The sequence below is a fragment of the Streptomyces sp. NPDC006602 genome, from assembly GCF_042870385.1.
GTDB lineage: Bacteria > Actinomycetota > Actinomycetes > Streptomycetales > Streptomycetaceae > Streptomyces.
The window spans coordinates 299,104-312,099 of record NZ_JBIAHG010000001.1; the positions used below are offsets into that span (position 1 = coordinate 299,104).

The 12,996-nt window shown below is 68.3% G+C and carries 9 protein-coding genes; 7 read left to right on the plus strand and 2 right to left on the minus strand.

The genetic code is table 11. The features are described from left to right. Positions 1–160: 160 nt before the first annotated feature. Positions 161–2,887, minus strand: a complete 2,727-nt coding sequence (gene polA, locus ACFYO2_RS01395) for a DNA polymerase I (RefSeq protein WP_388342432.1) — start codon at positions 2,885–2,887, stop codon at positions 161–163. A gap of 168 nt (positions 2,888–3,055) precedes the next feature. Between polA and ACFYO2_RS01400 the strand changes: the two genes are divergently transcribed. The 7 genes from ACFYO2_RS01400 to ACFYO2_RS01430 all read left to right on the plus strand — a co-directional run bounded on the left by ACFYO2_RS01400 (position 3,056) and on the right by ACFYO2_RS01430 (position 12,192). After that, positions 3,056–5,335 carry an FdhF/YdeP family oxidoreductase gene (locus ACFYO2_RS01400; protein ID WP_388342434.1) on the plus strand — a complete coding sequence of 760 codons (2,280 nt, stop codon included), beginning with the start codon at positions 3,056–3,058 and terminating at the stop codon, positions 5,333–5,335. 57 nt (positions 5,336–5,392) lie between these two features. Further along, positions 5,393–5,881 (plus strand): PaaI family thioesterase, encoded by a 489-nt coding sequence (locus ACFYO2_RS01405; protein WP_388342436.1) that lies wholly within the window; start codon positions 5,393–5,395, stop codon positions 5,879–5,881. Positions 5,882–6,531: 650 nt separating this feature from the next. Next, positions 6,532–7,758 carry a branched-chain amino acid ABC transporter substrate-binding protein gene (locus ACFYO2_RS01410; RefSeq protein ID WP_388342438.1) on the plus strand — a complete coding sequence of 409 codons (1,227 nt, stop codon included), beginning with the start codon at positions 6,532–6,534 and terminating at the stop codon, positions 7,756–7,758. Between the two features lie 129 nt (positions 7,759–7,887). Then, positions 7,888–8,817, plus strand: coding sequence for a branched-chain amino acid ABC transporter permease (locus tag ACFYO2_RS01415; RefSeq protein WP_388342440.1), 930 nt, complete (start codon positions 7,888–7,890; stop codon positions 8,815–8,817). Between the two features lie 5 nt (positions 8,818–8,822). After that, on the plus strand, positions 8,823–10,613 hold the full coding sequence (locus tag ACFYO2_RS01420) for a branched-chain amino acid ABC transporter permease (RefSeq protein ID WP_388343921.1): 1,791 nt from the start codon (positions 8,823–8,825) through the stop codon (positions 10,611–10,613). Positions 10,614–10,618: 5 nt separating this feature from the next. Continuing rightward, a complete protein-coding gene (locus tag ACFYO2_RS01425) occupies positions 10,619–11,479 on the plus strand; it encodes an ABC transporter ATP-binding protein (protein ID WP_388343924.1) in 861 nt (286 codons plus the stop codon). Further along, on the plus strand, positions 11,476–12,192 hold the full coding sequence (locus tag ACFYO2_RS01430) for an ABC transporter ATP-binding protein (RefSeq protein ID WP_388342442.1): 717 nt from the start codon (positions 11,476–11,478) through the stop codon (positions 12,190–12,192). Before ACFYO2_RS01425 ends, ACFYO2_RS01430 begins: the two co-directional genes overlap by 4 nt. A gap of 83 nt (positions 12,193–12,275) precedes the next feature. On the opposite strand, the gene ACFYO2_RS01435 is transcribed toward ACFYO2_RS01430, so the two are convergent. Next, a complete protein-coding gene (locus tag ACFYO2_RS01435) occupies positions 12,276–12,932 on the minus strand; it encodes an ANTAR domain-containing response regulator (protein WP_388342444.1) in 657 nt (218 codons plus the stop codon). Between the last annotated feature and the right edge of the window lie 64 nt (positions 12,933–12,996).

Consider the following 12,996-nt stretch of genomic DNA (forward strand, 5'->3'; position numbering starts at 1 on the left):
CTGGGCCGGGCCCGTTCCGGACCCAGCGTGTGCTGGACCGCGGCCTACGCCCGGCACGTCCCGGATCGTCGGTTCTCGAGGCGGGCGGATGCCCACGGCGGCGGAGGGCTCGTCGTCGCATCGCGGGCCACGAGAGGACCCTCCGTCCGACCACCGGAGGTCAGTGCGCTGCCGATTCCCAGTCCGGACCGACGCCCACCGAGACGTCCAGGGGGGCTCGGAGGTGGACGGCGTTGGCCATTTCGTGGCGGACGAGTTCCTCGGTGGCCGCTCGCTCGCCGGGGGCGATCTCCAGGACGATTTCGTCGTGGACCTGGAGGAGCATGCGGGACTTGAGATCCGCCTTCTCCAATGCCTGGCCCACCTTCAGCATGGCGATCTTGACGATGTCCGCGGCCGTGCCCTGGATGGGCGCGTTGAGTGCCATGCGCTCGGCCGCCTCGCGGCGCTGACGGTTGTCGCTGTTGAGGTCGGGCAGGTAGCGGCGACGCCCGAAGAGTGTCGCCGTGTAACCCGTCGCCCTGGCCTCGTCCACGGCCCGGCGCAGATAGTCCCGTACGCCGCCGAAACGCTCGAAGTAGGCGTCCATCAGGCCTCGGGCCTCGCCCGCCTCGATGTTCAGCTGCTGGGAGAGGCCGAAGGCCGACAGGCCGTACGCCAGGCCGTACGACATCGCCTTGATCTTGCGGCGCATATCCGCGTCCACCGCGGTGGGCTCGACCGCGAACACCTGCGCGGCGGCCGTCGTGTGCAGGTCCTCGCCGGAGGTGAACGCCTCGATCAGGCCCGCGTCCTCGGACAGGTGGGCCATCACGCGCAGTTCGATCTGGCTGTAGTCGGCCGTCATGAGGGATTCGAAGCCCTCGCCGACGACGAAGCCGCGGCGGATCGCCCGGCCCTCGTCGGTGCGGACGGGGATGTTCTGCAGGTTCGGGTCCGTCGAGGAGAGCCGGCCGGTCGCCGCCACCGTCTGGTTGAAGGTGGTGTGGATACGGCCGTCCGTCGCGATCGTCTTGATGAGGCCCTCGACGGTGACGCGCAGCTTGGCCTGCTCGCGGTGCCGGAGCATGATCACCGGCAGTTCGTTGTCCGTCTGGCCGGCGAGCCACGCGAGGGCGTCGGCGTCGGTGGTGTAGCCGGTCTTGGTCTTCTTCGTCTTCGGCAGGGCGAGCTCGCCGAAGAGGACCTCCTGAAGCTGCTTGGGCGAGCCCAGGTTGAACTCGTGCCCGGCCGCCGCGTGCGCCTCCTTCACGGCCTGCTGGACGGCGCCCGCGAACATCTGCTCCATGGCCTCGAGGTGGGCCCGGTCGGCCGCGATGCCGTGCCGTTCCATCCGGGCCAGCAGGGCGGAGGTGGGCAGCTCCACGTCACGCAGCAGGTCGGCGGCGCCGACCTCCTGGAGGCGGCTCTCGAAGGCCTCGCCCAGGTCGAGGATCGCGCGGGCCTGGACCATCAGGGCCTCGGCCTCGGCACCGTCGTCCGTGCCGAAGGCCAGCTGCCCGTCGGCCGCCGCGGCCGGTGCCAGCTCCCGGTGCAGGTACTCCATGGACAGGGCGTCCAGGTCGAAGGAGCGGCGGCCCGGCTTGACCAGGTAGGCGGCGAGCGCGGTGTCCATGCGCACGCCCTCGACCGTCCAGCCGTGCTCGGCGAAGACTCGCATGACGCCCTTGGCGTCGTGGAGGATCTTCGGCCGGTCCGCGTCGGCGAGCCAGGCCGCGAACGCCGTCTCGTCGGCCTCGTCCAGCTGGGTCGGGTCGAACCAGGCGGCCGCTCCCTGGGCCGCGGCGAGCGCGACCTCGGCGACCGAGCCGGTGCCGAGCGCCCAGGTGTCGACCGTGGTCATGCCGAGGACCTCGGTGGCGTGCTCGGTGAGCCACGGGGCCAGCTCGCCGGTGCCCAGCACGGTCCCGTCCAGCTCCACGCCGCCCGTGACGACCGGGGTCGTCTCGGCCTCCTCGGCGCCCGGGTCGACGGCCAGCAGCCGCTCCCGCAGCGACGGGTTGCGGATCTCCAAGGTGTCGAGAACCATCGCGAGAGCCTTGCGGTCGTACGGTGCCCGCTCCAGGTCGACGACCGTCTTCGGCAGCTCGACGGTGCGCACCATCTCGGTCAGCCGCCGGTTCAGCTTGACGGCCTCCAGGTGGTCGCGGAGGTTCTGCCCGGCCTTGCCCTTGACCTCGTCGACGCGCTCCACCAGTTCCGCGAACGAACCGAACTGGTTGATCCACTTCGCGGCCGTCTTCTCGCCGACACCCGGGATGCCGGGCAGATTGTCGGACGGGTCGCCGCGCAGGGCCGCGAAGTCCGGGTACTGCGCGGGCGTCAGCCCGTACTTCTCGACGACCTTCTCCGGCGTGAACCGGGTCAGCTCGGAGACGCCCTTCGTCGGGTACAGCACCGTGGTGTGCTCGCTGACCAGCTGGAAGGAGTCACGGTCGCCGGTGACGATCAGCACCTCGAAGCCCTCGGCCTCGGCCTGTGTGGCCAGGGTGGCGATGACGTCGTCCGCCTCAAAGCCGTCCACCGCGAAGCGGTGCGCGTGCATCGCGTCCAGCAGCTCGCCGATCAGCTCGACCTGGCCCTTGAACTCGTCCGGAGTCTTGGAGCGGTTCGCCTTGTACTCCGTGAACTCCTCGGAGCGCCAGGTCTTGCGGGACACGTCGAAGGCCACCGCGAAGTGTGTGGGCTCCTCGTCGCGCAGGGTGTTGGCCAGCATCGACGCGAAGCCGTAGATCGCGTTCGTCGGCTGGCCCGTCGCCGTCGTGAAGTTCTCCGCGGGCAGCGCGAAGAACGCGCGGTAGGCCAGCGAGTGCCCGTCCATGAGCATCAGGCGGGGCCGGCCGCCGCCGGAGGTGTGTGCGGTCGTCTTCGATGCTGTTTCTGCCACGCCCCCGATCCTGCCACGCCCCACTGACAGTCGGCCGCCATCGCAAGCTCCGGCCGATGGGGCGCACGCAATGCTCACGCCCACCGCCCGCCCGGGCACGATCGTTGTCACCGGCGCGTGCGAGGATCGGAGAGGTAGTTCACATGCGTCGGCGAAGGAGAGCGCGCGATGGCCAGCAAGCCGCCCAAGGCAGATCCGGTCCAGGACGCGCCGCAGGTCGCCGAGCCGAAGCACGCGGCCGCGGGGATCCCGGCCATCGGTCACACCCTGCGCATCGCGCAGCAGCAGATGGGCGTCAAGCGCACCGCGCTGACCCTCCTGCGCGTCAACCAGAAGGACGGCTTCGACTGCCCGGGCTGCGCCTGGCCGGAGCCGGAGCACCGGCACGCGGCGGAGTTCTGTGAGAACGGCGCGAAGGCGGTCGCCGAAGAAGCCACCCTGCGCCGGGTCACCCCGGAGTTCTTCGCCGCGCACCCCGTCGCCGACCTCGCGACCAGGAGCGGCTACTGGCTGGGCCAGCAGGGCCGGCTGACGCACCCCGTGTATCTCCCCGAAGGCGGGGCACACTACGAGCCGGTGACCTGGGAGCGCGCCTTCGACATCGTCGCCGAAGAGATCACCGCCCTCGCCTCCCCCGACGAGGCCCTCTTCTACACCTCCGGGCGCACCAGTAACGAGGCCGCGTTCCTCTACCAGCTCTTCGCGCGCGAGCTCGGCACCAACAACCTGCCGGACTGCTCCAACATGTGCCACGAATCGTCCGGTTCGGCCCTGTCGGAGACGATCGGCGTCGGCAAGGGCAGCGTCCTGCTCGAAGACCTCTACAAGGCCGACCTGATCGTCGTCGCCGGCCAGAACCCCGGCACCAACCACCCGCGCATGCTCTCCGCCCTGGAGAAGGCCAAGGCCAACGGCGCGAAGATCATCAGCGTCAACCCGCTGCCCGAGGCCGGCCTGGAGCGCTTCAAGAACCCGCAGACCCCCCAGGGCATGCTCAAGGGCGCCGCACTCACCGACCTCTTCCTGCAGATCCGCATCGGCGGCGACCAGGCCCTCTTCCGCCTCCTCAACAAGCTCATCCTCGAGACGGAGGGCGCCGTCGACGAGAACTTCGTCCGCGAACACACCCACGGCTACGAGGAGTTCGCAACCGAGGCCCGCGCCGCCGACTGGGACGAGACACTCACCGCGACCGGCCTGTCCCAGACGGAGATCGAGGAAGCCCTGCGCATGATCCTCGCCTCGAAGCGCACCATCGTGTGCTGGGCGATGGGCCTCACCCAGCACAAGCACTCCGTGCCGACCATCCGCGAGGTGGTCAACTTCCTCCTCCTGCGCGGCAACATCGGCCGCCCCGGCGCGGGCGTGTGCCCGGTACGCGGCCACTCGAACGTGCAGGGCGACCGCACCATGGGCATCTTCGAACGCCCCGCACCCGCTTTCCTGGACGCCCTGGAGAAGGAGTTCGGCTTCGCGCCACCGCGCGAGCACGGCTACGACGTCGTACGGGCCATCCGCGCCCTGCGCGACGGCGAGGCGAAGGTCTTCTTCGCCATGGGCGGCAACTTCGTCTCCGCCTCCCCCGACACCGAGGTCACCGAGGCGGCCATGCGCCGCGCCCGCCTGACCGTGCACGTCTCGACGAAGCTCAACCGCTCGCACGCGATCACCGGCGCACGTGCCCTCATCCTCCCCACCCTCGGCCGCACCGAGCGCGATCTCCAGGGCAGCGGCGAACAGTTCGTCACCGTCGAGGACTCCATGGGCATGGTGCACGCCTCCCGCGGCCGCCTCGAGCCCGCGAGCACCCACCTGCTGTCCGAACCGGCGATCGTGTGCCGCCTCGCCCGCCGCGTCCTCGGCGAGAACAGCAAGGTGCCGTGGGAGGAGTTCGAGAAGGACTACGCCACCATCCGCGACCGCATCGCCCGCGTCATCCCCGGCTTCGAGGACTTCAACGCGCGCGTGGCGCACCCCGAAGGCTTCACCCTCCCGCACGCCCCCCGCGACGAACGCCGCTTCCCCACGACCACCGGCAAGGCCAACTTCACCGCCGCACCGGTCGAATACCCGAAGCTGCCCGAAGGCCGCCTCCTCCTCCAAACCCTCCGCTCGCACGACCAGTACAACACCACCATCTACGGCCTCGACGACCGCTACCGGGGCATCAAGAACGGCCGCCGAGTCGTCCTGGTGAACCCCGAGGACGCCCGCACACTGGGCGTCACCGACGGGACGTACGTCGACCTCGTCAGCGAGTGGAAGGACGGGACCGAGCGACGGGCCCCCGGATTCCGGGTCGTGCACTACCCGACCGCACGGGGATGCGCGGCCGCCTACTACCCGGAGACCAACGTCCTCGTCCCCCTCGACGCCACCGCCGACACCAGCAACACCCCGGCCAGCAAGTCCGTCGTCGTACGTCTGGAACAATCGGCAACCGACTGAGCGTTTGCTCAGCCAGAGCGAAGCCGTACTGATCACGACGAAACGGAGCCGGGCGCCATGGGCGAGCAGCAGCACGTGAAGTTCCCGCAGAAGGTCATCGACGAGTACGCCACGCTCGGTGTGGACCTCCTCGCGCTGTTCTCCGCCGGACACCTCGGTACGCGGATGGGCGTGCAGATCACGGAGGCGTCGGCGGAACGGGTCGTCGGGACGATGCCGGTCGAGGGGAACACCCAGCCGTACGGACTGCTGCACGGAGGCGCGTCCGCCGTACTCGCCGAGACGCTCGGCTCGGTGGGATCCATGCTGCACGGCGGCAGCTCGAAGATCGCGGTCGGCGTCGACCTCAACTGCACGCACCACCGGGGAGCGCGGTCAGGACTGGTCACCGGCGTCGCGACACCCGTCCACCGGGGACGCTCCACGGCGACGTACGAGATCGTGATCACCGACGAGGCGGAACGACGCGTCTGCACAGCTCGCCTGACCTGCCTGCTCCGGGACGTCTCACCGGCCGACGCGACCCACATGCGCGCCGCCGGCTGACCCCACGGGTCCACTGACGCGGGCGAGGCGGGTCCGGACACCCCCACCACAACCGCCCCCGCTTCCGCTTCGCCGTCTCCGTCGACAAAGGCCCGCCCGTGACCCTCCACGTCACCGGCACCTCCTCCCCCGGCCTCCACGCCCGCACCACACCCAACCGGACTTAACCGTCCACACCGCAACACCCCGCCGGATCACCGTGGAGCTCACCGTTTCCGACTGTTCGGACCTGCCCCTCAACGCCGACCTCCCCTTTCTTGACATAACGCTGCGTAACACGCGTGCAATACAGCGCCACCGTTTCATCTTCGGCGGCGCCTTCTCCCAGGATCTCTCCGGACTCCTGCACACCGCCTGCGACCCACCCACCGCACGACCAGCCCCACGGCCAAGCGGAAGTGCGAGTTCTCAGAATGCGGACCAAACGGAAACCCGGCCAAACCGTCCGAGAGCTTCCTTCCGCGAAGCGATCCCTCCATCACGTCATAACAAGAAAGTCACAAGCCAGCGTCCGACGATGCCCCTGCCCACAGACCGGGCTTAGAGTCACGGCCAGTCACCGCTCCATCGGGAGTTCGGTACCAGCGCGGCACCCGCCGCCCCCACAGGGATGGCAGTGACTGCGGAAAGGACTGATTGTGCGACGTTCCATGGTGATACTTACCTCCGTCCTCGCGACTGGAGCTCTGACGCTCACCGCCTGCGGCTCCCGTGACGACAGCGGCGACAGTGGCGACAACGGAGACGGCACCACCCTGACGATCGGCGTGGACGCCCCGCTCTCCGGCGAGAACTCCACCACCGGCCTCGGCATCCAGTACGGCGCCCAGATCGCCGTCGACGACGCCAACAAGAACAAGCTCGTCCCCGGCGTCACGTTCAAGCTCAAGGCCTTCGACGACAAGGCCCAGCCCGCCACCGGCCAGTCGAACGCCACCGCCATCACCGGCGACAAGACCGCCGTCGGCGCCGTCGGCCCCCTGAACTCAGGCGTCGCCCAGTCGATGCAGCAGGTGTTCGCCTCGGCAAACATGGTCGAGATCTCCCCCTCGAACACCAACCCCGAGCTGACCCAGGGCAAGAACTGGCAGACGGACAAGAAGCGGCCGTACAAGACGTACTTCCGCACCGCCACCACCGACGAACTGCAGGGCAGCTTCGCCGCCAACTACGCCTTCAACAAGCTCAAGATGAAGAAGGCGTTTGTCGTCGACGACAAGCAGACCTACGGCGCCGGCCTGGCGAAGATCTTCAACGAGCAGTTCAAGAAGCTCGGCGGCACCGTGGTCTCCACCGACCACGTCAACACCGGCGACAAGGACTTCGGCTCCCTCGTCACCAAGATCAAGAACTCTGGCGCCGACCTGCTCTACTACGGCGGCCAGTACGACGAGTCCGCGCTGATCACCAAGCAGATGAAGGACGGCGGCGTCAAGATCCCGCTGTTCGGCGGCGACGGCATGTTCGCCTCCACCTACATCGAGACCGCCGGCGCCGCCTCCGAGGGCGACCTCGTCACCTCCGTCGGTGTCCCCGCCGACACCCTGCCCGCCGCCAAGACGTTCATCGAGACGTACAAGGCCAAGGGCTACAAGGGTGACTACGGCGCCTACGGTGCCTACGCCTACGACGCCACCACCGCCATCATCAAGGCCGTGAAGGCCGCCGTGGACGCCAACGACGGCAAGGTCCCCTCCGACATCAACAAGCTGCGCTCCAGCGTCGTCGACGAGGTCCAGAAGTCCGACTTCGAAGGCATCAGCGGCAAGGTCGCCTTCGACCAGTACGGCGACACCACGAACAAGCAGCTCACCGTTTACCAGGTCGAAAAGGGTGCGTGGAAGGCTGTCGAGACCGGCACCGCCGACCTCGGCTGAGCCCAGGCCCCCAGCACACCTCACCACGGGCCGCGCGGAAGGGGACCCCGACCGCGCGGCCCGTTCCCACACCCAGACCCCTGCACACAAAACAGTGCATACGACCACCAGCGACATGGAGGCCATGCGGTGAACACCCTGCCGCAGCAGCTGGCCAACGGGCTGCTCCTAGGCTCGATGTACGGGCTCATCGCCATCGGCTACACGATGGTGTACGGCATCGTCCAGCTCATCAACTTCGCGCACGGCGAGATCTTCATGACCGGGGCCTTCGGCGCCCTCACGGTCTACTTCTACATCCTCCCCGACGGCACGGCGATGGCCATTGCCGTCCCCCTGATGCTGATAGGTGGCGGCATCGTCGCCATCCTCATCGCCGTCGGAGCGGAACGATTCGCCTACCGACCACTGCGCGGAGCACCACGGCTAGCACCGCTCATCACCGCCATCGGCCTCTCCCTCGCGCTCCAGGAGGTCGTCCGCAACTTCTACCCCAACGCCGACCGCGCCCGCGCCTTCCCCGGCCTCGACGCCACCCACGACATCGGCTCCATCACCATCAAGGACGCCGACATCTTCCTGATCGCCGCCGCGATCATCTGCATGTCCGGCCTCGCCTTCTTCGTCCGCAAGAGCCGCACCGGCCGCGCCATGCAGGCCACCGCGCAAGACCCGGACACCGCACAGCTCATGGGCATCGACACCAACCGCATCATCGTCATCGCCTTCGCCATCGGCGGCTTCTTCGCCGCCGTAGCCGCCGTCGCCTACGGCCTCAAGTACGGCAACATCGACTACCGCATGGGCTTCCTCATGGGCCTCAAGGCGTTCACCGCCGCCGTCCTCGGCGGCATCGGCAACATCTACGGCGCCATGCTCGGCGGCATCGTCCTCGGCATCGCCGAAACCCTCGCCTCCGCCTACATCGACGGCATCCCCGGCATGCAACAACTCGGCGGCCAGGGCTGGGCCAACGTCTGGGCCTTCGCCCTCCTCATCATCGTCCTCCTCGTGAGGCCACAAGGCCTACTCGGCGAACGCGTCGCGGACAGGGCGTGATCACGATGACCGACATCACCAGCACCAGCCCCGCCACCCGCGGCCTCATCCCCCTCCCGGAAGCCGCCGCCCGCGGCCTCCTCCTCGCCGGCGGCATCGCCACCGCCGCCTCCGCCTTCCTCGCCTGGACCTGGACCTCCAAGTTCCCCGGCGACCTCACCATCACCGGCTACCCCGGCGGCCTGCAATGGCTCACCTTCACCGCCGGCCTCCTCACCGCCCTCTTCGCCCTCGCCCACTACGGCGTCCGCGGCCTCGGCTGGCTCCTGCCCGCCCGCAACAACGCCCCCCTCACCCTCGCGGCCCTCGGCGGCTTCGGCACCACCTGGTTCACCGTCATCGCCATCACCAGCAACCTCGGCGGCGTCGTCAACCTCGAACCCGGCGCCTGGATCGCGGCCATCGCCTCCCTGCTGCCCGTCCTCGGCGCCTTCGCCCTCCCCCAGGAAGGCATCGGCAAGGACAGCACCAAGGAAAGCCTCAAGGCATACATCGCCAAACCCGACGCGATCCCCGCACCCCAGCCCCTCACCCCCTGGCTGGAACGCGCCGTCATCACCCTCGCCACCATCCTCGGCCTCGCCGTCTTCACCTACGGCATCGACACCGAGTACGGCGAACTCTTCATCGGCTACCTCATCGTCGTCGTCTTCTTCATCTGGGCCATGCACACCGCCGGCCTCATGGACCGCTTCTCCCGCATCGTCGCCCACAACCGCAGCTTCACGCTCGCCATGGGCTTCCTCGCGGCCATCGCGTTCCCCTTCACCCAGACCGACGACCACTACGCCAACATCGGCGTCAACATCCTGATCTTCGGGACCGTCGCCCTCGGCCTCAACATCGTCGTCGGCCTCGCCGGCCTCCTCGACCTCGGATACGTCGCCTTCCTCGGCGTCGGCGCCTACACCGCCGCCCTCGTCTCCGGCTCCGAGTTCTCCACCTTCTCCGGCGTCCAATTCCCCTTCTGGGCCGCCGCCCTCACCGGCGCCGCCGCCAGCCTCCTCTTCGGCGTCCTCATCGGCGCCCCCACCCTGCGACTGCGCGGCGACTACCTCGCCATCGTCACCCTCGGCTTCGGAGAAATCTTCCGCATCGCCGTCAACAACATGGACGGCGTCTCCGGACCCGACATCACCAACGGGCCCAACGGCATCCCGTCCATCCCCGACCTCAGCTTCTTCGGCTTCAACATGGGCCAAGCACACGACGTCGCCGGCTTCACCCTCGGCCGCTTCGCCAACTACTACCTGCTGATGGTCCTCATCATGGCGATCGTCGTCCTGGTGTACACCCGCGCCGCCGACTCCCGCATCGGCCGCTCCTGGATCGCCATCCGCGAAGACGAAACCGCCGCCACCGCCATGGGCATCAACGGCTTCCGCGTCAAACTCATCGCCTTCGCCCTCGGCGCCTCCCTCGCCGGACTCGCCGGCACCGTCAGCGCCCACGTCACCTACAGCGTCGTCCCGACGCCGTACCAGTTCGCCGGCTCCACCCCGCCCAACTCCGCCTTCCTCCTCGCCGCAGTCGTCCTCGGCGGCATGGGCACGGTCGCAGGCCCCCTCCTCGGCGCCGCCCTGCTCTACCTGCTGCCCGAGAAGCTCGTCTTCCTCCAGGACAAGTCGCTGCTCGCCTTCGGCGTCGCACTCATCCTGCTGATGCGCTTCCGCCCCGAAGGCATCATCGCCAACCGTCGCCGCCAGCTGGAGTTCCACGAAACCGGCCAACTCGACGTACCAGAACAAGTAACGCTGACCGACGAACCGGCCACCGTGACCAAGGCGGGGGCGTGACCACCATGACGACACCAGTACTCGAAGCCCGCGACGTCACCATGCGCTTCGGCGGCCTCACCGCCGTCCGCTCCGTCGACTTCACCGTCAACTCCGGCGAGATCGTCGGCCTCATCGGCCCCAACGGCGCCGGCAAGACCACCTTCTTCAACTGCCTGACGGGCCTGTACATCCCGACGGAAGGCACCGTCTCCTACAAAGGCACGGTCCTCCCGCCCAAGCCCCACCTCGTCACCCAGGCCGGCATCGCCCGCACCTTCCAGAACATCCGCCTGTTCGCCAACATGACGGTCCTGGAAAACGTCCTCGTAGGCCGCCACACCCGCACAAAAGAAGGCCTCTGGTCCGCCCTCCTGCGCGGCCCCGGCTTCAAGAAGGCGGAAAAGGCCAGCGAGGAACGGGCCATGGAACTCCTCGAGTTCATCGGCCTCGCCCACAAGCGCGACCACCTCGCGAGGAACCTCCCCTACGGCGAACAGCGCAAGCTCGAAATCGCGCGCGCCCTCGCCTCCGAGCCGGGCCTCCTCCTGCTCGACGAGCCGACCGCCGGCATGAACCCCCAGGAAACGCGGGCCACCGAAGAGCTCGTCTTCGCCATCCGCGACAAGGGCGTCGCCGTCCTCCTCATCGAGCACGACATGCGCTTCGTCTTCAACCTCTGCGACCGCGTCGCCGTCCTCGTCCAAGGCGAAAAACTCGTCGAAGGCACCTCCGAAGTCGTCCAGGCCGACGAACGCGTCATCGCCGCCTACCTCGGCGAACCCTTCGAAGGCGACCCCGGAGCAGCGGAGGCGGCCGAAGTAGCCGCGGCTGAGGCAGGAGCCGACGCGCAGAGCACCACCAGCACCAAGGGAGAAGCCCAGTGACCGCACTGCTAGAGGTCGAAGACCTCCGGGTCTCCTACGGCAAGATCGAAGCCGTCAAGGGCATCTCCTTCAGCGTCGAAGCAGGCCAGGTCGTCACCCTCATCGGCACCAACGGCGCCGGCAAGACCACCACCCTGCGCACCCTCTCCGGCCTCCTCAAGCCGACCAGCGGGAAGATCCTCTTCGACGGCAAGCCCCTCACCGGCGTCCCCGCCCACAAGATCGTCGCCCTCGGACTGGCCCACTCCCCCGAAGGCCGCCACATCTTCCCCCGCCTCACCATCGCCGAAAACCTCCAACTCGGCGCCTTCCTCAGGAAGGACAAGGAAGGCATCGACAAGGACATCCAGCGCGCCTACGACCTCTTCCCGATCCTGGGAGAGCGCCGCAGGCAGGCCGCCGGAACCCTCTCGGGCGGCGAACAGCAGATGCTGGCCATGGGCCGCGCCCTGATGTCCCGACCGAAGCTCCTGATGCTGGACGAGCCCTCCATGGGCCTGTCGCCGATCATGATGCAGAAGATCATGGCGACCATCGCCGAGCTCAAGTCCACGGGCACGACGATCCTCCTCGTCGAACAGAACGCCCAGGCCGCACTCTCCCTGGCCGACCAGGGACACGTCATGGAGGTCGGCAGCATCGTCGTCTCCGGGACAGGCCAGGACCTGCTGGTCGACGAGTCCGTACGCAAGGCATACCTCGGCGAGGACTAGAACACCCCCTCGGCTGCACGACGAGGCCCGCGCCCCTGAATCAGGGACGCGGGCCTCACTCGTGCGCTCGGAGGGGCCAGGTGTCAGCCCTTGCTGTTCTTCTTCTCGTCCGCGTCCTGAATGACCGCCTCGGCGACCTGCTGCATCGACATCCGACGGTCCATCGACGTCTTCTGGATCCACCGGAACGCGGCCGGCTCGGTCAGCCCGTACTCCGTCTGAAGGACGGACTTCGCACGGTCCACCAGCTTCCGGGTCTCCAGACGCAGAGTGAGGTCCGCGACCTCGTTCTCCAGCTCCCTCAGCTCCGTGAAGCGCGACACGGCCATCTCGATCGCCGGCACGACATCGCTCTTGCTGAACGGCTTCACGAGATACGCCATCGCACCGGCGTCCCGCGCACGCTCGACGAGGTCACGCTGCGAGAAGGCGGTGAGCATCAGCACCGGGGCGATCCGCTCCTCGGCGATCTTCTCCGCGGCGGAGATACCGTCGAGCTTCGGCATCTTCACATCAAGGATCACGAGGTCCGGCTTGTGCTCGCGGGCAAGCTCGACGGCCTGCTCGCCGTCACCGGCCTCGCCTACGACGCTGTAGCCCTCTTCCTCCAGCATCTCTTTGAGATCGAGGCGGATCAGGGCCTCGTCCTCGGCGATGACGACACGGGTCGTCAGCGGAGGCACGTGCGACTTGTCGTCGTCGGGCGCGTCTACGGGCTGGGGCGACTCGGGGGCGGTCACGGGGGCTCCTTGTTACGGGCCGGGCGTAGTGCTGCGTATGCAGCCTACCTAGAGGCGGGGACCT